Raw genomic sequence first — 23,430 nt, 5'->3', positions numbered from 1 at the left:
TCTGCGTACGTGCCCACCCCGTTTTCGGTCCTTACCCGCAACCGTGACTTCCGGCGCCTCTTCGCCGCCGAGCTGGTCGTCTTCGGCGCCGACTGGTTCGTCATGGTGCCGCTGCTCGTGCTGCTGCCCGAGCTCACCGGGAGCGGCGTCTGGGGCGCCCTCGTCCTGGCCGCCGACACGGGCATCAATGCGCTGCTGCTGCCGTACACGGGAACCGTCGCCGACCGCCTGGACCGCCGCAAGATCCTGATCGCCGCCAACCTCGCGGCGTTCGTGGCTGTTCTTCTGCTTTTCACGGTCCGTTCAGCCGCGACCGCGCCCCTGGCCCTGGTCGCGATCGGGGCGGTCGCCGTCGCCAAGGCGTTCTACTCCCCGGCTGCCTCCGCCGCCCTGCCGAACGTCGTCGACCCCGGCGACCTCGCCGCCGCGAACACCGTCGCCGGCTCCGCCTGGGGCACCATGACGATCGTCGGCGCGTCGCTGGGCGGGATCGTGAGCAGCGCCGCGGGGCCGTACGTCAGCTTCGGCGTCGCCGCCGCGAGCCTGTTCGTGGCCGCGGTCCTGACCATGCTCATCCGCCGCCCGCTGCAGGCGCCGCGCGACCCGGACGCCACCCCGGTACGCAGCTGGCACGCCATGCTCGAGGCGCTGCGCTACATCGGCGCCCGGCCCCGGCTCGGCGCCCTCGTCACGGTCAAGTCGGCGGTCGGCCTCGGCAACGGCGTGCTCACCGTCTTCCCCCTGCTGGCCACCATGTACGGCGTCGGGGCGCTCGGCGCGGGCCTGCTCTTCGCGGTCCGCGGCGCCGGCGCGCTGATCGGCCCGCTGGTGCTGCGCCCGGTCCTGCGGCACCGCGCCTGGCTGCTGCCCGGCCTCGCGCTCTCCATGATCCTGTACGGCCTCGGCTACATCGGCGTCGCGTTCGCCCCGTGGTTCCCGCTCGTCCTCGTGCTGGTCTTCGTGGCGCACTTTGCGGGCGGCAGCAACTGGGTGCTGAGCAACTACGCGTTGCAGGGCGAGGTGCCCGACCGCCTCCGGGGCCGCGTCTTCGCCACCGACCTCATGCTGGCCACGCTGGCGATCGCGGTCAGCCAGCTGGGCGTGGCGGCCGTCGTCGACCACTTCGACAAGCGCATCGTCCTCGTCGCCTGCGGCCTCGTGACTGTCGTCTACGCGATCGGCTGGCGCATCGCGACCCGGAAACTGTCCCTGACCGGGCAACCTTCCGAGCTCGTCTGATCACTACGGGACGGCGCCTGCTGTGGAGACGGCGGGCGCCGCCCGAGCCTCAGCGTTGTCCCGACGCGGGCTCCTGCACCGTGCCCAGAAAACCGCCGGGGGCACGGTCGGCCAGCCCGGCCCCCGCCGGGTTGCGGGTCAGCAGGGCGCCGAGCAGCAGCGCGACGCCCCCGGCGGAGAACACCGTGCGGATCAGGCCGACGATCAGATTGAGCACCTGCCACACCGAGGCCGACACCGCCTCGCCGCCGATCAGCGTCGGGATCAGCAGCGACCAGAGGAAGCTGAGCGCCAGCCCGGCGGCGAGGGCGCCCAGGCCCAGGTACGCCAGGGTGGTGCTGCGCCGGCCCAGCCGCTCCCGGGTGCGGGGCACGAGGACGAAGCCGGCGAGGATCACTCCCGCCTCGGGCAGCAGGCCGACCAGGATCGAGAGGACGTATCCGACGCTCATGGCGGCGACCGTACCCGGTGAGCCGCTGATGATCGACCACTAGAGTCGGCGCATGGGCCTGACTTTCGCCTCCGAGCCGGTGCACGTGCGGACCCCGGCCACCAGCGCCAACCTCGGGCCGGGCTTCGACTCGCTGGGCCTCGCGCTCACCCTGTACGACGACCTGACCGCCCGGGTCACCGGGGACCGCTGCACCGTCTCGGTCACCGGCGAGGGCGCGGGTGACCTGCCCTCCGACGAGTCGCACCTGGTCGTGCGGGCGATGCTGGCGACCTTCGACGAGCTGGGCGGCCGGCCCGCCGGGGTGGCCGTGGAGTGCGTCAACCGCATCCCGCAGGCGCGTGGCCTGGGCTCCTCGTCCGCGGCCATCGTCGGCGGCGTGCAACTCGCCCGGGCGCTCGCGACGACGAAGATCACCGACGACGACGCCCTGCGCATCGCCGCGCGCCTCGAGGGGCACCCCGACAACGTCGCGCCCTGCCTGCTCGGCGGCTTCACCATCGCCTGGACCGAGGCGACCGGCGCCCGGGCCGTGCGGCTGGCTGTGTCCGGCGACGTGCGCCCGACCATCTTCGTACCCCAGGAACGCGGGCTGACCTCGACGGCGCGCGCCGCGCTGCCGCCGAGCGTGCCGCACGCGGACGCCGCGTTCAACACGAGCCGCGCCGCGCTGCTCGTGCACGCCCTCCAGCACGACCCCGGGCTGCTGCTCACGGCGACCGAGGACCGCCTCCACCAGGGCTATCGGGCCGAGGCCATGCCGGGTACGGCCTCCCTGGTCGCCTCGCTGCGCTCGGTCGGCGTGCCGGCCGTGGTCAGCGGAGCCGGGCCCACCGTGCTCGCGTTCGGGCCGGTCCCGGGCGATTTCCACCCCGGAATGACGTGGCGCGCCGAAACGTTGGGGGTGGACAGCGCCGGAGCCCTTGCGTGAGGGAGTATGGTGGAACACGCCGAGCGGGACACTGTTGCCGCAGGTCGCATGAGTTGATTACGCTCAAGACCTAGCACAGCCGCGAAGCAAGCGATCTCTGCGGTCCGGCGCGCACCCCCGAGACTCATGCCGATCCGGCTCGTCTCACTTCTCATCAGGCACACGCCGGTCCACAGGTCTCCAGGTCGCTGCACTCGCCGAGACCTACCCGTCTTTGTCCGACGGGGCGGGAGACCGTCGAGCTGCCGTGCTGCAAAACTCCCGCACCGCACATGCGAAGCGGGGTCCGAGGGCACCCGGCCACCAGGCTGCAGACCCGGGTGGACTTGGTTTTTTCGACGGAAGGAATCCATTGAGCGACACCACCGACGTGACGTCGGGTGTTTCTGACGTCGCTGCTGACGGCACCACCACTGCTGTCACCAAGCGCCGCCGTGGCGGCACCGGGCTCTCCGCCATGCTGCTGCCCGAGCTGCAGAGCCTCGCGGCCTCCCTGGGCATCTCCGGCACCGCCCGGATGCGCAAGGGCGAGTTGATCACCGCCATCACGGACCGTCAGAACGGTGGCGGCGGGTCCGCCGCCCCGGCCGCCGAGGCCGCGCCCCGCCCCCGCCGGGGCAGCGCCGCCGCGGCCGCCGAGCCGGTGACCGCGCCGGCCGCCGAGGCCGCTCCGCAGGTCAGCGCGCCGCAGTCCACCGCGCCGCAGCCCGTCGCCCAGGAGGCGCCCGCCGCCGTGCAGGCCGCCCCCGCGGCGACCGCGCCCGCGACCGAGCAGCCGGCCGAGCAGGGCCAGCAGCCCGAGCAGGGCCGCCGCAGCCGGCGCGAGCGCCAGGGCCAGGACCGCCAGGATCGCCAGGACCGCGCCGAGCGTGAGCCGCGCGAGCAGGGCGACACCCGCACCGAGGGCGACACCGAGCGCGGCGACCGGGGCGACCGTCCCGAGCGCGGCGAGCGCAACCGCGACCGCCAGCGCAACCAGCAGCGGGGCGAGGGCGGCGACCGCGACCGCAACGACCGCGGCGACCGGGGCGAGCGCAACGACCGGGGCGACCGCAACGACCGCGGTGACCGCAACGACCGGGGCCCGCGCAACGACGCCCACGACGACGACGACAACGACGGCGGAGAGGGCGGCCGCCGCAGCCGGCGCAGCCGCTTCCGTGACCGCCGCCGGGGTCGCGACCGCGACGGCGAGGGCGGCGGTGGCCGCGAGGGCCGCGAGCCGCACGTCGCCGAGGACGAGGTCCTCGTGCCGGTCGCCGGCATCCTGGACGTCCTCGACAACTACGCGTTCGTCCGCACGACCGGCTACCTGTCCGGTCCCAACGACGTCTACGTGTCGATGTCGCAGGTCAAGAAGCACGGCCTGCGCCGCGGCGACGCCGTCACCGGCGCCGTGCGGTCCGCGCCCCGCGAGGGGGCCGGCGGCGACCAGCGCCGCGACAAGTACAACCCGCTGGTCCGCCTCGACACCATCAACGGCATGGAGCCCGAGGAGGCCCGCAGGCGTCCCGAGTTCTACAAGCTCACCCCGCTCTACCCGCAGGAGCGCCTGCGGCTGGAGACCGAGCCGCACATCCTGACCACGCGCGTCATCGACCTGGTGATGCCCATCGGCAAGGGCCAGCGGGCCCTGATCGTCTCGCCGCCCAAGGCCGGCAAGACGATGGTGCTGCAGGCGATCGCCAACGCGATCACCCACAACAACCCCGAGTGCCACCTGATGGTCGTGCTGGTCGACGAGCGGCCCGAAGAGGTCACCGACATGCAGCGCTCGGTCAAGGGCGAGGTCATCGCGGCCACGTTCGACCGGCCGCCGCAGGACCACACCACGGTCGCCGAGCTGGCGATCGAGCGCGCCAAGCGCCTGGTCGAGCTGGGCCACGACGTCGTCGTGCTGCTCGACTCGGTCACCCGCCTCGGCCGCTCCTACAACCTGGCGGCGCCGGCCTCCGGACGCATCATGTCCGGCGGTATCGACTCGACCGCGCTCTACCCGCCCAAGCGCTTCCTCGGCGCGGCCCGCAACATCGAGAACGGCGGCTCGCTCACCATCATCGCCACGGCGCTGGTGGAGACGGGCTCGATGATGGACACGGTCATCTTCGAGGAGTTCAAGGGCACCGGCAACGCCGAGCTCAAGCTCGACCGGAAGATCGCCGACAAGCGCGTCTTCCCGGCCATCGACACCCACCCCTCCGGCACGCGCAAGGAAGAGATCCTGCTCGGCAAGGAGGAGCTGGCGGTCGTGCACAAGCTCCGCAAGGTGCTCAGCTCCCTGGAGTCGGGCGCCGCGCTGGACCTGCTGCTCGACCGGCTCAAGCAGAGCCGGACGAACATCGAGTTCCTGATGCAGATCGCCAAGAGCACGCCGGGCGAGTAAGCACGAGCACGATCAGGGGCGGTCACCACCCGGTGGCCGCCCTTCGTCATGCCCGCGCCGGCCCTGTCGCCCGCGGAATCGGGCAGGACGGTCGAGCCGGCCGCCCATTTCCACGCGATGCTCGACCGGCTCCGGGGCTTTCCCCGGGAGAGCGGGGCCGAGCGTGGGGCTCCCGCGGTGCCGGTCGTGCGGTGCGCTCCCGGGGGCAGCGGTGCCGGTCGTGCGGCGGGCTCGCGGGGGCAGCGGTGCCGGTCGTGCGGCGGGCTCAGGCGAAGCCGTTCACCGGGAAGTCGTCGCGGTGGCGCCAGCTGTCGTCGGTGCGGACGTGGTCGGGGCGTACCCACTTGAGGAGCTTGAGGGGGAACTCGGCCGCGGGGATGCGGCCGGCGGAACGGACCACGAAGCCCTCGGAGGTCTCCGGGGTGTGGCGCGTCGCCCACGCCGCCCGGGCCTCGCTCAGGCTGCCGCCGCGGTAGAGGACCGGGACGACCGGGAGCTCGAGGCGCTGGGCCCAGTCGACCGTGTCGTCCCAGCCCAGGAGGGTGTCGGTCTCGTCCCAGATGCCGAAGACGATGAAGACCCCCGGCAGATCCGCGTACGGGATGCTGCGCCGCGCCCACATCGATTCGCCGCAGACGCGCCACTCGTCGGGGATCCGGTACGACGTCATCGCCCACAGGGCCTTCGCCGGGGTGTCCCAGGGCTGGGTGCCGGAGTCGGGGGAGCGGCCGTACATGGCGTCGCGGGTGAAGGTCAGGTTGCCGCCGTCGAGTTTCTCCGTCACGACGAGTTCGCCGTCGAGCCACGTCAGATCCTGCTGGATCCGGTCGTCGGCCGTGGCGCCGGGGGAGTCGGGCAGGTGGAAGGTCCGCGGATACTTGACCGCCTGCCCGCTCATCAGAAGTCCCCTTCCGCCACCTGGAACACCGTCAGTCCCAGCGCGCGCCACATGCGCACCACCTGTTGACGGTCGTCGAACACGCCGACGACCCGCCACCGGTCGCGGATCTCGGTGTCGAAGATCTCCCGCTTCACGATCGCATCCTTGCGGGAGTCGCCGGCGGGCCGCATGAAGAGTCCTTCGTACGGCACATCGACGTAAAGATCCAGCCAGGCCTCCGTCTCCGCCCGGCACACCTCGTCGCGCCCCGAGCAGAAGACGATCGCGTGGCCCGCGGCGTGCATCGCGCGCACCGCCGTGATGACGGCCGGGTTGGGGGCGTCCTCGCCCACGCGCGACCAGTCGAACGGGCTGCGCGCCCCCATCAGCGCCACCGTGCCGTCGATGTCCACGAGGACGACGGGCGGCAGCGACAGGTCGGGCTCGTAGACGTGGCCCGGGCCGCCCGGGTCGACGTACGGGATCGGCAGCGGGAGCCGCTTGCCCGCGAGATAGCGGTCGTGCATGCGGCGGATCACGTCCTCGCCGACCCGGTCCTCCTCCGGCCGGTCGACGTCGCGCCGGACGCACTCGTCCACCGGCACGTCGGTGAAGTCGTGCACCTCGAAGCTCGCGTGGAAGCGGGCCGCCAGCTCGGCCCACTCGCGTACGGTCTTGGCCCGCAGGTTGGTGTCGTCGACGATCACGTCCGCGCGGGCGCGCAGCAGCGCCTCGACGGCGGCCCGCTGGGCGTGCGTGACCTGCGCCTCGGCATGCTGCGTGTAGAGGCGCCGGCCGTGCAGCATCCGCCGCAGGTCGTCGCGGTTGACCCGGACGACCTGCGGCTGCAGCTTGCGGGCGAACGTGGTCTTGCCCGAGGCGGGCAGCCCCCGCGTGATCAAAAGTCGCGTCATGCTGTGTCTCCTGGGCATGCCTTCTTGGCCCTCGCCGTTGCGGGCCGTCCGCGGGTGGCGGCTCGGCGTGGCTCGGTGCAGTCAGTCATGCCTCAACCATCTTCGTGGCTGGGGGGCGCACCGCGTCCCACAGCCCGGGGGTGTAGTCCTTGCCGTCGAGCCGGAGGAACAGCGCGGCTCGGCGCGGGCTCCGGACGGCCAGCGCCGCGAACTCGCGCCGGCCCCAGCCCTCCGGCAGCTGTGCCGTGATTTCCGCGAACTCCTGCTCGACCTCCCGCCGGCCCGCCTCGACGGCGCCGGTGAGCTCCGTCACCACGTTGCGGACCCACGCGTGGAACTCGTCGGGCAGGGGAGCCGTCAGCGCGTCCAGGTCGCCACCGGAGACCAGGATGTCCCACACGGTACGGGCGGTGAGCCCGAACACGAGCCGGTGCAGCCGTACGTAGTCCGCGTACTTGATCTTCACCCGGACGTCCGCGTCGGGGAAGTGCACCACGAGTCCCTCCCGTCCCGCCCGTGCCGGCGCGGCGAGGGCGTCCGCCAGCGTCGGGTGGTCGAACGACTCCACGACCGGACCCGGCCACGTGGGCACCGACTCCGGTCCGCCGCTGCGCCCGGTCGCGATGTCGACCGAGCCGAGCAGCACGAGATCGTCCAGCCCCGCGTAGTCGAGCACGATCCGGTTCTCCGGGTAGATGATCTCCACGAGGACCGTACGCCCGGCCGGCGGCGCGAAGTCCGGATAGCGCGTCCGCAGCACCCGCGTGGCGTGCTTCGCCTGGTCGGACGCGAACGATCCGCGCGTGGCCACGGCCCAGCCGTCCTCGTCGCGCCAGATGATCCCGAGCGAGCCGTCCGACTTGTCCGTCACGGCGACCTTCGCCCCGGGGTCCACCACGGGCGCCTGCGGCTCCGACACGTTGAAGAACTTCGGGAACGGGCGGGCCAGGACCTCGCCCGTCCCGGCGTGCGTGATCAGGCCGCGGCAGGCGAGGGTGGTCCGCGTCCAGGCGCCCGCGTACTGGCACGCCTCGGTGTAGTTGTGGATCACGTACGGCCGGCTGGGGTGCCGCTGCGTCCGCACGAGTCCGGTGCGCACGGCCTCCGCCAGCGCGGCAGGGTCGAGGACGTCGGCGAGCAGCGTCATGACGGGTCTTCCTTCCCGGGGGAATGATCGGAGGGCTGCTCACGTTATCGACCACGGACCGGCGAACGCCTCCTGATTTCTGGTCAGGGCTTGTGACATGGCAGACTGGTTCATCGGCCAACAGAGGTTCCGGTTCCCGCCGGCGCAGCAGCGCGGGCGACCCGGCGACCCGATCATCGAGAGGGACCGAGCACACATGAAGAGCGGCATCCACCCGGAGTACACCTCGACCGAGGTCATCTGCTCCTGCGGCAGCACTTTCACGACCCGCAGCACCGCCAAGGGCGGCGAGATCCGCGTCGAGACCTGCAGCGCGTGCCACCCGTTCTACACGGGCAAGCAGCGCGTGCTGGACACCGCGGGCCGGGTCGCCAAGTTCCAGGCGAAGTACGCCAAGGTCAACGCCGGCAAGAAGAAGTAACTGCCTCCACGGCGCCCGGTTCCCGCTCGCGCGGGGGCGGGCGCCGTTGGCATGTTCGGGGCCGCGCGGGGCAAGCGACGCGGCGCGCGGGCCGACACCCCGCGACGCGGGACAAAACGGGCGATCGAGACGCGGGTGCGAGCGGGCCGCAGGAGGTCACCGCGAAGCGACCCGCGGCGAGCGGGCCGTGGCAGGCCACCGCGAGATGGCTCGTGATGAGCGGGCCGTGGCAGGCCACAGCGAGATGGCCCGTGGCGAGCGGGCCGCGGTGGACCGCGGGGAAGTGGCCCGCGGCGCCGGGCGGAACGGGTGCCGGCAGCACGACAGCGGGCAGCGACAGACACGGGCTGGAACCGAGGGGCAGGACGACGGTGAGCAACGACCGGCTGAGCACGCTGCTGGACGAGTACGCGCAGCTCGAGAAGCAGATGGAGGATCCCTCCATCCACTCCGACCAGGCCCTGGTGCGCCGGGTCGGGCGCCGCTTCGCCGAGCTGGCCCCCCTCTACGCCGCGCACACCGAGCTGGAGGCCGCGCGCGCCGATCTGGCCGCGGCCAAGGAGCTCGCGGCCGAGGACCCGTCCTTCTCGGGTGAGGTCGAGGCGGTCGCCGCCCTGCTGCCCCCGCTGGAGGAGAAGCTCGCCGAGATGCTGATCCCGCGCGACCCGCACGACGCCAAGGACGTGATCGTCGAGATCAAGGCGGGCGAGGGCGGCCAGGAGTCGGCGCTGTTCGCGAGCGACCTGCTGCGGATGTACACCCGGTACGCCGAGCGCCGCGGCTGGGTGGTCGAGGTCATCGACGCGCAGGACTCCGATCTCGGCGGCGTCAAGGACGTGTCGGTGGCCGTGAAGACCAAGGGCGTGCCCGAGGGCGGCCACGGTGTCTGGTCGCGGATGAAGTGGGAGGGCGGCGTGCACCGGGTGCAGCGGGTGCCCGTCACCGAGTCGCAGGGCCGGATCCACACCTCGGCCGCGGGCGTGCTGGTGCTGCCCGAGGCGGAGGAGGTCGACGTGCAGATCGACCCGGGCGACATCCGGGTGGACGTCTTCCGGTCGTCGGGCCCGGGCGGGCAGTCGGTCAACACCACCGACTCGGCCGTGCGGATCACACACCTGCCCACGGGCACGGTGGTGAGCTGCCAGAACGAGAAGAGCCAGCTGCAGAACCGCGAGTCGGCCATGCGGATCCTGCGCTCCCGGCTGCTGGCGATCGCGCAGGAGCAGGCCGACGCCGCCGCGTCCGACGCCCGCAAGCTGCAGGTGCGTACGGTGGACCGCTCGGAGCGGATCCGGACGTACAACTTCCCGCAGAACCGCATCAGCGACCACCGCATCGGCTACACCGCGTACAACCTCGATCTGGTCCTGGGCGGCGAGCTCGACGGCGTGCTGGACGCGCTGGCCGAGGCCGACCGCGCCGCCCGGCTGGGCGGGGAGACCGAGCTGGGCCGCAAGTAAAAGGCCCGCCTGGGCGGGGAGATCGAGCTGGGCCCCAAGTAAAGGCCGGGGCCGACCGGCTGGGCGGGCCGCAAGGCGAGGCGGCCCGCGGAGGATCAGCCGGCCCGCAGCGCGCCGGGGGTGAGGATCACCAGCTCGGTGGGCGCCTGACAGGCCATCAGGGCGCCCTCGGTCTGGCAGGAGTCCGGCCCGATCGGGCCGACCCGGCCGAGCACGGCGCGCCGCCCGGTGGCCGGGTCGATCCGGGTCACGACGTCCGGGGCGGTGATGTCGGCCGCCTCGAGCAGGTAGGGGATCCCGTCCGCGGGGTCGAGGGTGACCGTGGTGGTCGAGCGCAGCGGGGTGATCTCCCGCCCGGTCCGCGAGTCGAGCAGCACGCGCGGCGCCGAGCCGTCGTTGTCCGCGACGACGAGGCCGTCGGCGAACCCGGCCGGGTTGGTCGTCCCGGCGCGCCGCCACAGCTCGGTGCCCGTACGCGGATCCACCGCACTGGTCTCCTGCAGGTCGTACACGCACAGGACCGGCGCGCACCCGGTCAGCGAGCCGGTGAGGCGGGTGTCCCACGTCTGCCGCAGCGTCTCCGTGTCGTACGCCCAGGCGTGCGGCCCGTCGCCGGCGCGGGCGGCAATGACGACCGTGTGCCCCACGATGAGGATGTTCAGGAGCGTCTCGTTGTCGCGGACCGGCCGCCACGGGAGCTGTCCCCGGCTCACCGGCCTGCCGTCCGCGCTGTCGAGGATCTCCGCGCCGCCGTCGGCCGTCATCGTGACTATGCGGTCGGCGACGGGACTGTCGACGAACACGACGGGCCAGCCGGTGCTCGTGGTGGCCGGGCGCGACCACAGCAGCCGGCCGTCGCCGAGGGCCGCGCTGCGCAGCGTCCGGACGGCCTGCCCGTCGGCCGTCCGTTCCAGCAGCAGGACCCGCCCGTCGTACGGCGGATAGCTCACCTCGCCGGGCAGACGCCACAGCTGCCGCCCGGAGGCCGGGTCGACGGCGATGGTGGCCCGGGCGTACTCGACGGCGTCGGGGTCGGCCGAGCGGGGCGCGCCGGTGGTGGCGAGCAGCAGCACCTCCGGCCTGGAGGAACTCAGCCACAGGCGCTCGTCGGGCTGCGCCGAGCGCCACCGGACCCGCCCGCTGCGGCCGTCGTACGCGGTCAGCTCCCGGCCCCGCAGCACATAGAGCACGTCGCCGGCCAGCAGCCGGCCGGCGGAGGCGTCGTTGCCGGGCAGGCTCCACAGCGGGCCGATCGCGGGCTCCCGTGGCGGGCCCGACGCCGCGGTGACGGCCAGGACCAGGACGGCCAGCGTGACGGCGAGCAGCGCGCGCGTGCCCGTGGTCAGCCGGAGTCGCGGCGGCGGCGCCGTGGGGGTCTCGTCGTCCGCGCCCAGCTGACCGAGCTCGATGACCGGCATGGCGGAAGCCTATGACCGGGGGCTGGTGTCCAGCACCTCGAGACGGCCGTCCGCGGTGGCGCAGGCGATCACGTCGTCCTGGCTGTGGCAGCTGTCCCGCAGCACCTCGGGGACGCTGCCGCGCAGCACCACCGTCGAGCCCACCAGCTCGGCGATCGCGGTGCGCCGGGGCGGGTCGGCGGTGGCGGACGTCAGCCAGGCGGTGGCCCCGCCGGAGCGCCAGTCGTAGATCGGCTGCGCCTTGCCCGACGCCACGAGCACCCGGCCGGTGGCGGCGTCCAGGAAGTAGTGCTGCGTGGCGGGGTCGGAGTCCTGGGTGCCGTCGACCACGATCCGCCCGTCGCCGAGGGGCGCCGCGGTGGTCACGCCGGGCCGCTGCCAGCGCAGGGCGCCGGTCGCCATGTCGTACGCGTTCATCCCGTACGTCTGGAAGACGCACAGCACCGGGCCGCAGTCGAGGCTCCCGCCGGCCTGCGGCGTACGCACGTCCCACAGTTGCCGCAGCCCGGGCACGCCGTAGCGGGTGGTGCGCTGGAAGTCGCGGCCGACGTTCTCCACGAACAGCCCGTCGGCGGTGAGCCGCAGCGCCGAGTAGCCCTCGAACGAGTTGCCCAGCAGCCCCTGCCTGGTCCACGGCACGGTGGCGCTCGCCAGGTGCCGGCCGTCGGCGCCCGCGAGCAGGTCGACCCGGCCGGTGGTCGTGGAGGTGGCCACGTACTCGCCGCCGGGCGCGGAGACGACATCACGCCAGCCGCCGGCGGGGGCGCTGCGCCGGCAATGTCGCCACGCTGCGCGCGGGCACGACCGCCGAGATCATGGCCGTGGTCAAGGCCGACGGCTACGGGCACGGCATGCTCCCCGCGGCCCGGGCAGCCCTGGCCGGCGGCGCCACCTGGCTGGGCGTGGTGACCCTCGACGAGGCCCTTCAGCTGCGCCGGGCCGGGCTGACAGCGCCGATCCTGTCCTGGCTGCACTCGCCCGGGATGCCGTTGCACGAGGGCGTCGAGGCGGACATCGACCTCAACGCGGGCAGCCTTCCGCAGCTCGCGGAGGTCGTCGCGGCGGCACGGCGGGCCGGGCGGACGGCCCGGGTGCATCTCAAGATCGACACAGGGCTGGCGCGCGGGGGCTCGACTCCCGACGAGTGGCCCGCCCTGCTCGAGGCGGCGGCCAAGGCGCAGGCCGACGGCGACGCCGAGGTCGTCGGGGTGTGGAGCCACTTCGTGCGCTCGGACGAGCCCGGCCACGAGACCACGGACCGCCAGCTCGCCCTCTTCGCCGAGGGGCTGGCGACGGCCGAGCAGTTCGGCATCGAGCCGCGCTACCGCCACATCGCCAACTCGGCGGCGACGCTGAGCCGGCCCGACTCGCACTACGACCTGGTCCGCCCCGGGCTGGCGATCTACGGCATCTCGCCGCTGCCCGGGCCACAGCCGCCCGGGCTGCGGCCGGCGATGACCGCGCGGGCCCGGGTCACGCTCACCAAGCGGGTGCCGGCCGGGCAGGGCGTTTCGTACGGGCACGCGTATCACACCGGGCGCGAGACGACGCTCGCTCTGGTGCCGCTCGGCTACGGCGACGGGGTGCCGCGGCACGCCTCGAACGTCGGGCCGGTGCTGCTCGGCGGCAAGGTTCGCACGATCGCGGGACGGGTGTGCATGGATCAGATCGTGCTGGACTGCGGCGACGATCCGGTGCGGGCCGGCGACGTGGCCACCCTGTTCGGCCCGGGTACGCAGGGCGAGCCGACCGCCACGGACTGGGCGGAGGCGATCGGCACCATCAGCTGGGAGATTGTCACGCGGTTCGGCGCGGCCCGGGTGCCCCGGGTGTTCGACGGCACTGCCGGGGTGGTGGCATGACTTCCGGAAAGGCTGTTTCCCCCTCGCACTCGCGGGCGGTCGCGTCCGCTCTGTCGAAGGCGACCCCGGGCTCGCTGGCCAGGGCGATTCCGTCGTCTCTCGCCAGGGCTGTCCCGTCCTCGCTGGCCAGGGCGGTTCCGTCGAAGAAGCAGGTCGGCATCGCCGGCGCCGTGGTGGGCGTCGCCGCCGCCGGGCTGGCCACCGCCTTCGCCGTGGAGCGGCTGCTGGTGCGCCGCTCGGTGCAGGCGCCCGGCGACCCCTACGTCGACGAGGAGTTCGGGGACCAGCCGTTCGACTCCGAGCGTACGGTGACCGCGGCCGACGGGACCGAGCTGCACGTCGAGATCGTCGAGCCGCGCGAGGTCACGGACGAGACCAAGCCGACGATCGTGTTCGTGCACGGCTTCGCGCTGGACATGGGCACGTTCTACTTCCAGCGCCAGGTGCTCACCGAGCGCGGCGACCACCGGCTCGTCTTCTACGACCAGCCGGGGCACGGACGGTCCAGCCGGCTCAAGTCCGGCCAGTACGACATCGCGGCGCTCGGCAAGTCGCTGGCCGCCGTGCTCGACGCCACGGTCCCGGACGGGCACATCATCCTCGTCGGACACTCCATGGGCGGCATGACGATCATGGCGTTCGCCGAGCAGTACCCGGAGTGGTTCGGCAAGCGCGTGACCGGCGTGGTGCTCATGTCCACGTCGGCGGGCCTGATCGACAAGACGAAACTCGGCCTGCCGTCCCTCGTGGCCCGGGCCAGCGCGCCCTTCTTCCCGCTGTGGTCGGGGGCGGCCCGGCTCGGCGGCGGGACCATCGATCGCGCACGGGTCGTGTCCTCCGACCTCGCGTGGCTGCTGACCCGCCGGTACGGCTTCGGTGAGACGAAGCCCAGCCCGTCGCTGGTGACCTTCGTCGAGGAGATGAACTCGCGGACGTCGGTGGAGACGCTGACCAAGTATCTGCACACGCTCTACACCCACAACCGCTTCCCGGCGCTGTCGGTGCTCAAGGGCGTGCCGGTGCTGGTGCTGGTGGGCACCAAGGACTATCTGACCCCGGTGACCCACTCCGAGGAGATCGCCCGGCATCTCCCGGACGCCGAACTGATCAAGATCGACAACAGTGGACACGTGGTGATGCTGGAGAAGGCGGACGAGGTCAACGCGGCGCTGCTGCCCTTCCTGGACAAGATCTCATGAGCGTACGTCTGTCGACTGTGGAGGAGACGCACGCCTTCGGGGCGCGGCTGGCCGAGATCCTGCGTCCGGGCGACCTGCTGCTGCTGACCGGTCCGCTCGGCGCGGGCAAGACGGCGCTGGTGCAGGGGATCGGCGCGGGGCTGCGGGTGATCGGCAGCATCACGTCGCCGACGTTCGTGATCGCTCGGGTGCATCGGGCGGACGTGGCCCGGGGCGGGACGGTGCCGCTCGTGCATGCTGATGCGTACAGGCTGGGGGACGCCGCCGATCCGCGCGCCGAGATCGACGACCTGGACCTGGACGCGTCGGCGGAGGACGCGGTGACGGTGGTCGAGTGGGGCGCCGGGATGGTCGAGCAGCTCAACGACGAGTATCTCGCCGTGCGGATCGACCGGCTGGACGACGACACGCGGGTGATCGACCTGCAGCCGTACGGCGGGGACTGGGCCGAACGCGTCAAGAAGCTGTAGAGCGCCCGGCTTCGGCGGTCGCCCTCGCGGGAAGTGTCGTACCCGGTGGCTATGGTTTCTGCGTCCCGACAGCACTGTGACACCGGAGCCGACGTGAATCTTGCTGAGCTGCTGCCGCCCGCCTGGCGCTCGGAGCTCGACCCGTTCCTGGACCCCGTGGCGACCGCGAAGCTCGGGGAGTTCGTGGGCGAGCAGTACAGCACGCACACGATCTACCCGCCGGTCGAGGACCTCTTCGCGGCGTATCGGCTGTGCTCGCCCGAGCGGACGCGGGTGCTCATCCTCGGCCAGGATCCGTATCACGGCGCGGGTCAGGCGCACGGGCTGAGCTTCAGCGTCCGCGACGGGGTGCGGGTGCCGCCGTCGCTGCGCAACGTCTACAAGGAGCTCGCCGAGGACGTCGGAGTGCCGCCGTCCACCAGCGGTGACCTCACGGGCTGGGCGCGGCAGGGCGTGCTGTTGCTCAACGCGGTGCTGACGGTCCGGGAAAAGTCGGCGGGCTCGCACAAGGACAAGGGCTGGGAGGTGTTCACGGACGCGACGATCCGGGCGCTCAACGCCCGCGACGAGCGCATCGTGTTCCTGCTGTGGGGCGCCTACGCCCGCAAGAAGACGGCGCTGATCACCAACCCGGTGCACACGATCATCGAGTCCGGCCACCCGAGCCCGATGAACGGCGGCCGCGACTTCTTCGGCGCCCGCATGTTCAGCGCCGCGAACAAGGCCCTCGCCGACGCCGGCCGCCTGGCCATCGACTGGGACCCACGCGCCTGAGCCTCCTCCCGCGTCCTACGAGTGGGACCCGCGCCTGAGCTTGCTCCCGCGCCCTGCGAGTGGGACCTGGCACGCCTGAGCTTCCTCCCGCGCCCTGCTAGCCGACCTCGGCGATGCCCGCGCAGGACCGGCGAAGACACGCGACGCGAGCCCGTCAAGACGCGCGGGACGAGGTGATCGAACCACGTCCCGCGCTTACTCAGGCCCTTTCGTGTCTCCCGCGCCGGGTAAGAGGCGCTACGGGCTGGCGGAGACGCGTGCCCCGCGCCGACGAGGCGGCTGCTCGGCGCCGATGAAGTGGCTTGCCTTGCGCTGGTGGAGACGCGTGCCACGAGCCCGCGCGGCGCCGGCGGGTGGGGGCGGTGGTGGGACCGATGGCCGCACGCGCCGCGACTCCCGCTGCCTGATCCGGGTCGAGCCGGCCACGGGGCGGAGGCCGATGACGCAAGGCTGCCGGCGAGCCGGGGCGGTGGAATACCCGGGGGTGCGGCGCGCCCGTGGGGGAAAGCTACTGTTTGGTGGTGCTCGTTCTTGCTCTTGACACCGCCACCCCCGCCGTCACGGCGGCGCTGGCTGAGGTGGGTGACAGTGGGCTGCTGCGGGGCCTCGGGGAGCGGCGGACCGTCGATCCCCGGGCGCACGGGGAGCTGCTCGCCCCCCAGGTGAGGCGCGTGCTCGAGGACGCCGGGAAGAAGCCCGGCGACCTGGGGGCGATCGTCGCCGGGCTCGGACCCGGGCCGTTCACCGGGCTGCGGGTCGGGCTCGCCACCGCGGCCGCCATGGGACAAGCACTGAAAATTCCGACTTACGGCATTTGTTCGCTCGATGCGCTCGGGCGGGCCGCCGGCCCCGGCCGGGTGCTCGTGGCGACCGACGCCCGCCGGCGTGAGGTCTACTACGCGGTCTACGCGGACGGGGTGCGGGTCGCCGGCCCCGATGTCGCCAAGCCGGCCGAACTCGACGTCACCGCGGACCGGGCCGTCGGGGAGGGCGCGGTCAAGTACAGCGACCTGCTCGGGATGCCGATCGACGACCGCGTGCTGCATCCCTCCGGCGAGGCGTTGATCGCGCTGGCCCTGGACAAGATCCGGGGCGGGCAGGGCGAGGTGCTCACCCCGCTCTACCTGCGCCGCCCGGACGCGGTGGCCGCCGCCGAGCGCAAGAGCGTCCTGCAGTGACGGCCGTCGAGCGGTTCCGGTGGTGGCACATCGCCGAGGTGCTGCCGATCGAGGAGGACCTGTTCGGCGCGGAGAAGTGGTCGGCGGCGATGTTCTGGAACGAGCTCGCGCAGCGCAACTACTACGTCGTGGCGACGGACGGCGGCACGCTGGTCGGTTATGCCGGTCTCAGCGTGGTGGACGAGCAGGAGAGCTGGGTGCAGAACATCGCGGTGCGCCGGGAGGCGCAGAAGCGGGGCATCGGCCGCCTGCTGCTCGAGGATCTCATCGGGCGGGCGGGCCGGCGGAAGGTGCTGCTCGAGGTCGCGGTGGACAACGCGCCGGCCCAGCACCTCTACGCCACGTACGACTTCGAGCCCGTCGGGATCCGGCGCGGCTACTACCAGCCCAGCAACACCGACGCCCTGGTGATGATGCGTGATGCCTGAAGAACCCCTCGTCCTCGGGATCGAGACCTCCTGCGACGAGACCGGCGTCGGGATCGTCCGCGGGCACACCCTGCTCGCCGACGCGCTGGCGTCCAGTGTCGAGCAGCACGCCCGGTTCGGCGGGGTGGTGCCCGAGGTGGCCAGCCGGGCCCACCTGGAGGCCATGGTGCCGACCATGCAGCGGGCGCTCGACGAGGCCGGCGTCACCCTCGGCGACATCGACGCGATCGCCGTGACGTCCGGGCCCGGTCTGGCGGGGGCGCTGCTCGTCGGGGTCGCCGCCGCCAAGGGGTACGCCCTCGCGGCCGACAAGCCCATCTACGGCGTCAACCATCTCGCGGCCCACGTGGCCGTCGACACTTTGGAGCACGGCCCGCTGCCCGAGCCCGCGGTCGCGATGCTCGTCTCCGGCGGCCACTCCTCCCTGCTGCTCGTGGACGACCTGACCGCCGGCGTGACACCGCTCGGCGCCACGATCGACGACGCCGCCGGCGAGGCCTTCGACAAGGTGGCGCGCCTGCTCGGCATGGGTTTCCCGGGCGGCCCGGTGATCGACCGTACGGCCCGGCAGGGCAATCCGGCGGCGATCACGTTCCCGCGCGGGCTCACCGGTCCGCGGGACCAGGAGCGGCACCGCTTCGACTTCTCGTTCTCGGGGCTCAAGACCGCCGTCGCGCGCTGGGTCGAGGCGCGGGAGCGGGCCGGGGAGCCGGTGCCGGTGGCCGACGTGGCGGCGAGCTTCCAGGACGCGGTCTGTGACGTGCTCACCGCGAAGGCCCTCGACGCGTGCCGGGAGCACGGCGTGGAGACGCTGGTGATCGGGGGCGGGGTCGCGGCGAACTCGCGGCTGCGGCTGCTGGCCGAGGAGCGGGCGGCCAAGCTCGGCATCCGCGTCCGGGTGCCGCGCCCCCAGCTCTGCACCGACAACGGCGCCATGGTCGCGGCGCTCGGCTCGCATCTCGTGGCGGCGGGCGTGGCGCCGAGCCGGTTGGAGCTGCCCGCCGATTCGGCAATGTCATTGACCGATGTCGTGGCCGCGGGGTAGGAAGCACGCATGATCGCACGCATGTGGGAGGTCCGCGCCTCGCGAAGTGGCTTCGACGAGCTGCTGAGCTGGGTCTGCGACGAGGCGCTGCCGTCGCTGGAGGTGCTGCCCTCGCACGTGTCGAGCGAGGTCTACTCCTCGACCGACCTGCGCATTGTGGTCATCACCCGGTGGCGCAATACCCCGGAAGAGTTACCCGCGCCGCCCGCGGAGCTGGTGGCAAGATCTCCGCACGTGTGGGATTTCACGCCGGTCGATAGATAAGGCAGCTAGATCGTGATCACGAGATTACGTAACGTCGAAGGGCGATGCGTGATCTGCCTCCTGCCGACTCCGGAAGCCCCGACCACCGGTCAGCCACCCGCTACCTGACGTGGCTGGCCCGCCGCACCTGGGCCTCCGTCAGTGCCGCCGTTCTCTTCGCCGTGTTGTGGATGGTGTGCCAGGCCGTGGTGCCGGCCGTCGTGGGCAGGGCCATCGACGCCGGGCTGACCCATCACGACGGCGGCGATCTGCTGCTGTGGAGCCTGGTGCTGCTGGGCATCGGCGCGGTGCAGGCGCTGGCCGGCGTGCTGCGGCACCGGCGGGCCGTCTACAACTGGCTGTCCGCGGCCTTCCGGACGATCCAGGCCTCGGTGCGCAAGTCGGGCGAGCTGGGCGTGGCCCTGCCGCGCCGGATCGGCGCGGGTGAGGTCGTCGCCATCGGTACGGCCGACATCAGCCACATCGGCAACGCCATCGACATCACCGCCCGGGGCACCGGCTCGGTGATCGCCGTCCTGACCGTCACCGTCCTGCTGCTGTTCACGTCGGTCCCGCTCGGCCTGGTCGTGATCTTCGGCATCCCGCTGCTGACCGCGGTGGTGAGCCTGCTGATCCGTCCCCTGCACCGTCGTCAGCAGGAGTACCGCGAGCAGCAGGGGCACCTGACCGGCCGGGCCACCGATCTGGTCGGCGGGCTGCGGGTGCTGCGCGGGGTGGGCGGCGAGCCGGTCATGGCCGAGCGCTACCGGACCGGGTCGCAGTCGCTGCGGCAGGCCGGGCTGCGGGTGGCGCGGGTGGAGGCGCTGCTGGACGGCGCCCAGGTGCTCGTCCCGGGGATCTTCCTGGTGCTGGTGACGTGGCTCGGAGCGCGTTTCGCCCTCGAAGGGCGGATCACCGTGGGGCAGCTGGTCAGCTTCTACGGGTACGCGGCGTTCTTGGTGTCGCCGCTGCGCCAGCTCACCGAGACGATCGACAAGCTGACCCGCGGGCACGTGTCCGGCCGGCGCGTCGTGGAGATGCTGCGCGTGGAGTCGGACCTGCGGGATCCGCCCCGGCCTGCTCCCGTGCCGCGCACCGGCGATCTCGTGGACCCTGTCTCCGGCCTCGTGGTGCGCGCGGGACGGGTCACCGCGGTCGCCGCGGCGCTGCCCGCCGACGCGGTGGCCATCGCGGACCGGCTCGGCCGCTACAGCCGGGCGGGCGACGGGACGCTGCTGTCCGGCGTACCTCTGAAAGAGCTGGAGCTGGCCGCCCTGCGGGAGCGGATCGTGGTGGCTGACAACGATTCCCGGCTGTTCTCGGGGCCGCTGCGGGAGGACCTCGACCCGCAGGGCACCGGCCGGGCCCCGGCGGCGCTGGCGGCGGCCTCGGCCGACGACGTCGTCGCGGAGCTGCCCGGCGGCCTGGACAGCGAGGTCGCCGAGCGGGGTCGCAGCTTCTCCGGCGGTCAGCAGCAGCGGCTGCGGCTGGCCCGGGCGCTGGTCGCCGATCCGGAGATCCTGGTGCTGGTCGAGCCGACCAGCGCGGTCGACGCGCACACCGAGGCGCGGATCGCGGACCGGCTCGGGCCGGCCCGGCGCGGCCGGACCACCGTCGTCTGCTCCACCAGCCCGCTGGTGCTGGACCGGGCGGATCACGTCGTCTACGTCGAGGACGGGGTGGCGGTCGCCGAGGGAACCCATCGCGAGCTGCTGGACAGCAGCCTCGCCTACGCGAGGACGGTGCTGCGCGAGTGAGCAACGCGCTCCCGGTGGCGGACAGCCACCAGGTACGCAGGTACGCCCGCGATCTGTTCCGCCGCCATCCCCGGCAGCTCGCCGTCGCCGTGGGGTTGCACGCGGCGGCGGCGATCGCCGGGCTGGCCGGGCCACGGCTGCTCGGCGACCTGGTCCAGTCGATCGAGCACGGCTCCGGATTCGGGGCCGTGGACCGCATCGCACTGCTCATCGCCGCGTTCATCGTGGCGCAGGCGGTGCTCGTGCGGTTCGCCTACATCCGGTCCGCCCAGCTCGGCGAGCGCATCCTCGCCGAGCTGCGGGAGGAGTTCGTGGACCGGGTGCTGCGCATCCCGCTGTCCACGGTGGAACGAGCCGGCTCGGGTGACCTGCTGACCCGGACCTCCCGGGACGTGGACGCGCTGTCGCGGTGCGTCCGGTTCGCGGTGCCCGAGACCCTCATCTCTCTGCTCACCGTCGCGCTGGCCGTGGTGGCGCTGATCCTGGTGAGCCCGCTGCTGGCCCTCCCGCTGCTGATCGCCGTACCGTTGATCGTCTTCTCGGCGCGCTGGTACCTGCGCCGGGCCGCAGCCGGCTACCTGCGGCAGAACGCCGCCTACTCGCAGGTCACCGACGGTCTCGCGGAGACCGTGGAGGGGGCCCGAACGGTCGACGCGCTGCGCCGTCAGGAGCAGCGCCGCCGCCGTACGGACGACGACCTGAGCCGCTCCTGGCGGGCCGAGCGCTACACCCTGTGGCTGCGCACGGTGTGGAGTCCCACGGTCGAGTTCGGCTACATCCTGCCGGTCGTGGGCACCCTGCTCATCGGCGGCTGGTTCTACTACCAGGGCTGGGTGGACCTGGGCCAGGTGACGTCCGCGGTGCTCTACACGCAGCTGCTCATCGACCCGCTCGACCGGTTCCTCGGCTGGCTCGACGAGCTGCAGGTGGGAGCGGCGTCACTGGCCCGGCTGCTCGGCGTCTCCTTCGAGACCCCGCCGGCCACCGAGGAGGTGCCGCGGGGGACCGAGATCGTCGCCAAGGACGTGCGGTTCTCGTACGTGGAGGGGCGTGAGGTGCTGCACGGCATCTCCCTGACCATCGCGCCGGGGGAACGGCTGGCGATCGTCGGCCCGTCGGGTGCGGGCAAGTCGACGCTGGGCCGGCTGCTCGCCGGGGTCCACGCGCCCGGTGCCGGGTCGCTCACCGTCGGCGGGGTGCCGCTCGCGGACCTTCCGCTCGACCGCTTGCGTACGGAGGTCGCGCTCGTCAGCCAGGAACATCACGTCTTCATGGGCACGCTGCGGGACAACATCGCCATGGTCCGCCCGGGCTCCTCGGCCGCCGATGTCCGGGAGGCGCTCGCCGCCGTGCACGCGCTCAAGTGGGCGGACGCCCTGCCGGCCGGGATCGACACGGTCGTGGGCGCCGGCGGTGTGCCGTTGTCCGCGGCCCAGGCGCAGCAGGTGGCGCTGGCCCGGCTCGTGCTGGCCGACCCGCACACGCTGGTGCTGGACGAGGCGACGGCGCTGCTCGACCCGCGGGCGGCGCGCGACCTCGAGCAGTCGCTCGCGGCGGTGCTCCGGGGCCGTACGGTGGTCGCGATCGCCCACCGCCTCTTCTCCGCGCACGACGCCGACCGGGTCGCGGTGGTCGAGGGCGGGCGGATCACCGAGCTCGGCTCGCACGACGAGCTGGTGGCCGCGGGCGGGTCTTATGCCGCGCTGTGGGACTCGTGGCACGGGACACCGCAGATACAGGCGGAGCCCGCCTGAAGACCAGGCGGGCTCCCTCGTGAGCAGCGGCTATCTGTTGCCGGTCGACGCCGAGCGGCGCCGGGAGAGCGCGTCGACGCTGGCCGCGAGCAGCAGGATCAGGCCGGTGACGATGAACTTCGTGCCGGAGCTGAAGCCCATCAGGCCCATGCCGTTGTCGATGACCGCGATGACCGCGCCACCGATGACCGCGTCGAAGACCCGCCCCTTGCCGCCGAAGAGGCTCGTGCCGCCGATGACGGCCGCGCCGACGGCGTAGAGCAGCACGTTGCTGCCGCCGGAGTTGGGGTCGACCGAGTTGGCCCGGCTGGCGGCGATGATGCCGCCGATGGCCGCCATGAACGTGCCGATCACGAAGACCGAGATCCGGATCCGGTCGACCGGGATGCCGGCGCGGCGGGCGGCCTCCTTGTTGCCGCCGACCGCGTAGAGGTGCCGGCCGTAGCGGGTGCGGGCGAGCACGAAAGTCCAGATCACCAGGATCACGCCGATGATCGGGGCGACGATCGGCACGCCCTTCACCGAGATGATCAGCGGGTTGATGCTGCGCTCCTTGGTCAGCACCGCGACGGCCGCGAAGAGCAGGATCGCCAGGCCGGCGACCCGGGCCGCCACGATGCCCATCGGCTCGGTGACCAGGCCCCGGGACACGCGCCCGCGGATCTTGGCGAACTGGGCGGCCGCGAAGCCGGCCACGGCGACCACGGCGACGATCCAGCTCAGCGCGACCGACATGTTGTTGTTGGCCAGGGCGAGGACGAACTTGTCGCGGATCGAGATGTTCTTGCCGCCGCTGAGCAGGACCAGCAGGATGCCCTGGAAGGCGAGGAAGCCGGCCAGGGTGACGACGAACGACGGGATGCCCAGCTTGGCGCAGAGCCAGCCCAGCACGAAGCCGATCACCAGGCCGGTGGCGAGGGCGACGAGGATGGCGCCCGGCCACGACCAGCCGTGATCGGTCAGCAGGATCGCCATGACCGCGCCGCAGACGCCGCTGGCGAAGCCGGCCGACAGGTCGATCTCGCCGAGCAGCAGCACGAAGACCAGGCCCATCGCGATGAAGATGACCGCGGCGCCCTGCGAGAACAGGTTGGCGAAGTTCGTGGCGCTGAAGAACGTGGGCCGCGCGATGCCGAAGACCAGGCACAGCACGACGAGCCCGAGGATGGCCGGCAGGCTGCCGATGTCGCCGCCCCGCACGCGTCCCCAGTAGTCGTGCAGGTGGCTGGCGACGGTCGGCTTGACCACCTGGATGTTGCCGGCGGTCTCGGTCGTGGTGGTACTCATGCGGCGGACCCTCCGGGCGTGGTGGCGGCCGGCTTCTCCGGCGGCAGGCCGAGGTTGCCGCTGCGGCCTGCCGTGATCAGCTCGACGACCTGGGAGTGGGTGACGTCGGTGGTCTTGACCTGCGCGGCGGTGCGGCCGAGATAGAGGGCGGCGATCCGGTCGCTGACGGCGAAGACGTCGTTCATGTTG

At 72.7% G+C, this 23,430-nt stretch carries 21 protein-coding genes and 2 pseudogenes; 15 read left to right on the top strand and 8 right to left on the bottom strand.

Features of this window, described 5'->3' with window-relative positions; genetic code table 11:
- Positions 1-9: 9 nt before the first annotated feature.
- Positions 10-1,239 (top strand): MFS transporter, encoded by a 1,230-nt coding sequence (locus tag RBH18_RS22580; protein WP_306210945.1) that lies wholly within the window; start codon positions 10-12, stop codon positions 1,237-1,239.
- Positions 1,240-1,288: 49 nt separating this feature from the next.
- Here RBH18_RS22580 and RBH18_RS22575 read toward each other — a convergent pair whose 3' ends face one another.
- A complete protein-coding gene (locus RBH18_RS22575) occupies positions 1,289-1,690 on the bottom strand; it encodes a hypothetical protein (RefSeq protein WP_306210942.1) in 402 nt (133 codons plus the stop codon).
- A gap of 52 nt (positions 1,691-1,742) precedes the next feature.
- Between RBH18_RS22575 and thrB the strand changes: the two genes are divergently transcribed.
- Together thrB and rho are read left to right on the top strand one after the other, a co-directional pair.
- A complete protein-coding gene (gene thrB / locus RBH18_RS22570; protein WP_306210940.1) occupies positions 1,743-2,621 on the top strand; it encodes a homoserine kinase in 879 nt (292 codons plus the stop codon).
- Positions 2,622-2,973: 352 nt separating this feature from the next.
- Positions 2,974-5,004, top strand: coding sequence for a transcription termination factor Rho (rho, locus tag RBH18_RS22565; RefSeq protein WP_306210937.1), 2,031 nt, complete (start codon positions 2,974-2,976; stop codon positions 5,002-5,004).
- A 265-nt stretch (positions 5,005-5,269) separates the two neighbouring features.
- Here the strand turns inward: rho and RBH18_RS22560 are convergent, their stop codons facing one another.
- The 3 genes from RBH18_RS22560 to RBH18_RS22550 form a co-directional block, all read right to left on the bottom strand.
- Positions 5,270-5,902, bottom strand: coding sequence for an RNA ligase family protein (locus RBH18_RS22560; protein WP_306210935.1), 633 nt, complete (start codon positions 5,900-5,902; stop codon positions 5,270-5,272).
- Positions 5,902-6,798: a phosphatase domain-containing protein gene (locus tag RBH18_RS22555; RefSeq protein WP_306210933.1), complete on the bottom strand. Its 897-nt coding sequence runs from the start codon at positions 6,796-6,798 to the stop codon at positions 5,902-5,904. The genes RBH18_RS22560 and RBH18_RS22555 overlap by 1 nt, the downstream gene beginning before the upstream one ends.
- 85 nt (positions 6,799-6,883) lie before the next feature.
- Positions 6,884-7,945, bottom strand: coding sequence for an RNA ligase (locus RBH18_RS22550; protein ID WP_306210931.1), 1,062 nt, complete (start codon positions 7,943-7,945; stop codon positions 6,884-6,886).
- A gap of 196 nt (positions 7,946-8,141) precedes the next feature.
- Between RBH18_RS22550 and rpmE the strand changes: the two genes are divergently transcribed.
- Positions 8,142-8,366, top strand: a complete 225-nt coding sequence (rpmE, locus tag RBH18_RS22545) for a 50S ribosomal protein L31 (protein ID WP_306210929.1) — start codon at positions 8,142-8,144, stop codon at positions 8,364-8,366.
- Between the two features lie 371 nt (positions 8,367-8,737).
- Entirely contained in the window at positions 8,738-9,826 is a 1,089-nt protein-coding gene (gene prfA / locus RBH18_RS22540) for a peptide chain release factor 1 (RefSeq protein ID WP_306210927.1), read from the top strand.
- Between the two features lie 95 nt (positions 9,827-9,921).
- Here the strand turns inward: prfA and RBH18_RS22535 are convergent, their stop codons facing one another.
- Together RBH18_RS22535 and RBH18_RS22530 are read right to left on the bottom strand one after the other, a co-directional pair.
- Entirely contained in the window at positions 9,922-11,244 is a 1,323-nt protein-coding gene (locus tag RBH18_RS22535) for an outer membrane protein assembly factor BamB family protein (protein WP_306210925.1), read from the bottom strand.
- A gap of 9 nt (positions 11,245-11,253) precedes the next feature.
- Complete coding sequence (locus RBH18_RS22530) at positions 11,254-11,958, bottom strand: hypothetical protein (RefSeq protein ID WP_306210923.1); 705 nt, start codon at positions 11,956-11,958, stop codon at positions 11,254-11,256.
- Between the two features lie 62 nt (positions 11,959-12,020).
- Here RBH18_RS22530 and alr point away from each other — a divergent pair.
- The 10 genes and pseudogenes from alr to RBH18_RS22480 form a co-directional block, all read left to right on the top strand.
- Positions 12,021-13,106, top strand: a pseudogene (gene alr, locus RBH18_RS22525) (alanine racemase); the annotation flags it as partial.
- A complete protein-coding gene (locus RBH18_RS22520) occupies positions 13,103-14,305 on the top strand; it encodes an alpha/beta fold hydrolase (protein ID WP_372338965.1) in 1,203 nt (400 codons plus the stop codon). The pseudogene alr and the gene RBH18_RS22520, both read left to right, overlap by 4 nt.
- A complete protein-coding gene (tsaE, locus tag RBH18_RS22515; protein ID WP_306210921.1) occupies positions 14,302-14,775 on the top strand; it encodes a tRNA (adenosine(37)-N6)-threonylcarbamoyltransferase complex ATPase subunit type 1 TsaE in 474 nt (157 codons plus the stop codon). The genes RBH18_RS22520 and tsaE overlap by 4 nt, the downstream gene beginning before the upstream one ends.
- A 51-nt stretch (positions 14,776-14,826) precedes the next feature.
- Positions 14,827-15,549 (top strand): uracil-DNA glycosylase, encoded by a 723-nt coding sequence (locus tag RBH18_RS22510; RefSeq protein WP_306210919.1) that lies wholly within the window; start codon positions 14,827-14,829, stop codon positions 15,547-15,549.
- Between the two features lie 521 nt (positions 15,550-16,070).
- Positions 16,071-16,727: a tRNA (adenosine(37)-N6)-threonylcarbamoyltransferase complex dimerization subunit type 1 TsaB gene (tsaB, locus tag RBH18_RS22505; protein ID WP_306210917.1), complete on the top strand. Its 657-nt coding sequence runs from the start codon at positions 16,071-16,073 to the stop codon at positions 16,725-16,727.
- Positions 16,724-17,155, top strand: a complete 432-nt coding sequence (rimI, locus tag RBH18_RS22500) for a ribosomal protein S18-alanine N-acetyltransferase (RefSeq protein WP_306210915.1) — start codon at positions 16,724-16,726, stop codon at positions 17,153-17,155. Before tsaB ends, rimI begins: the two co-directional genes overlap by 4 nt.
- Positions 17,148-18,200, top strand: coding sequence for a tRNA (adenosine(37)-N6)-threonylcarbamoyltransferase complex transferase subunit TsaD (tsaD, locus tag RBH18_RS22495; protein WP_306210914.1), 1,053 nt, complete (start codon positions 17,148-17,150; stop codon positions 18,198-18,200). The genes rimI and tsaD overlap by 8 nt, the downstream gene beginning before the upstream one ends.
- Positions 18,201-18,209: 9 nt before the next feature.
- Positions 18,210-18,464, top strand: coding sequence for a hypothetical protein (locus tag RBH18_RS22490; RefSeq protein WP_306210912.1), 255 nt, complete (start codon positions 18,210-18,212; stop codon positions 18,462-18,464).
- Positions 18,465-18,508: 44 nt separating this feature from the next.
- Positions 18,509-20,200, top strand: coding sequence for an ABC transporter ATP-binding protein (locus RBH18_RS22485; RefSeq protein WP_306210910.1), 1,692 nt, complete (start codon positions 18,509-18,511; stop codon positions 20,198-20,200).
- On the top strand, positions 20,197-21,954 hold the full coding sequence (locus RBH18_RS22480; RefSeq protein WP_306210908.1) for an ABC transporter ATP-binding protein: 1,758 nt from the start codon (positions 20,197-20,199) through the stop codon (positions 21,952-21,954). Before RBH18_RS22485 ends, RBH18_RS22480 begins: the two co-directional genes overlap by 4 nt.
- A gap of 30 nt (positions 21,955-21,984) precedes the next feature.
- Here the strand turns inward: RBH18_RS22480 and RBH18_RS22475 are convergent, their stop codons facing one another.
- Both RBH18_RS22475 and RBH18_RS22470 read right to left on the bottom strand, forming a co-directional pair.
- Positions 21,985-23,241, bottom strand: a complete 1,257-nt coding sequence (locus tag RBH18_RS22475) for a sugar ABC transporter permease (RefSeq protein ID WP_306210906.1) — start codon at positions 23,239-23,241, stop codon at positions 21,985-21,987.
- A pseudogene (locus RBH18_RS22470) lies at positions 23,238-23,430 on the bottom strand (sugar ABC transporter ATP-binding protein); the annotation flags it as partial. The pseudogene RBH18_RS22470 and the gene RBH18_RS22475, both read right to left, overlap by 4 nt.

This window comes from Actinoplanes oryzae (genome assembly GCF_030757795.1).
GTDB lineage: Bacteria > Actinomycetota > Actinomycetes > Mycobacteriales > Micromonosporaceae > Actinoplanes.
The sequence above is the reverse complement of the archived record's forward strand: the minus strand, read 5'-3'. Positions and strand labels throughout refer to the sequence as shown.

Bases quoted from the DNA above. Each gene is read 5' to 3' on its own strand.
- thrB (WP_306210940.1), top strand. From the start codon at position 1,743: ATGGGCCTGACTTTCGCCTCCGAGCCGGTGCACGTGCGGACCCCGGCC.
- RBH18_RS22510 (WP_306210919.1), top strand. From the start codon at position 14,827: ATGGTTTCTGCGTCCCGACAGCACTGTGACACCGGAGCCGACGTGAAT.
- RBH18_RS22535 (WP_306210925.1), bottom strand. From the start codon at position 11,244: ATGCCGGTCATCGAGCTCGGTCAGCTGGGCGCGGACGACGAGACCCCC.
- RBH18_RS22490 (WP_306210912.1), top strand. From the start codon at position 18,210: ATGATCGCACGCATGTGGGAGGTCCGCGCCTCGCGAAGTGGCTTCGAC.
- tsaE (WP_306210921.1), top strand. From the start codon at position 14,302: ATGAGCGTACGTCTGTCGACTGTGGAGGAGACGCACGCCTTCGGGGCG.
- RBH18_RS22550 (WP_306210931.1), bottom strand. From the start codon at position 7,945: ATGACGCTGCTCGCCGACGTCCTCGACCCTGCCGCGCTGGCGGAGGCC.
- RBH18_RS22520 (WP_372338965.1), top strand. From the start codon at position 13,103: ATGACTTCCGGAAAGGCTGTTTCCCCCTCGCACTCGCGGGCGGTCGCG.
- RBH18_RS22575 (WP_306210942.1), bottom strand. From the start codon at position 1,690: ATGAGCGTCGGATACGTCCTCTCGATCCTGGTCGGCCTGCTGCCCGAG.
- RBH18_RS22475 (WP_306210906.1), bottom strand. From the start codon at position 23,241: ATGAGTACCACCACGACCGAGACCGCCGGCAACATCCAGGTGGTCAAG.
- rpmE (WP_306210929.1), top strand. From the start codon at position 8,142: ATGAAGAGCGGCATCCACCCGGAGTACACCTCGACCGAGGTCATCTGC.
- RBH18_RS22555 (WP_306210933.1), bottom strand. From the start codon at position 6,798: ATGACGCGACTTTTGATCACGCGGGGGCTGCCCGCCTCGGGCAAGACC.
- tsaD (WP_306210914.1), top strand. From the start codon at position 17,148: ATGCCTGAAGAACCCCTCGTCCTCGGGATCGAGACCTCCTGCGACGAG.
- RBH18_RS22560 (WP_306210935.1), bottom strand. From the start codon at position 5,902: ATGAGCGGGCAGGCGGTCAAGTATCCGCGGACCTTCCACCTGCCCGAC.
- RBH18_RS22485 (WP_306210910.1), top strand. From the start codon at position 18,509: ATGCGTGATCTGCCTCCTGCCGACTCCGGAAGCCCCGACCACCGGTCA.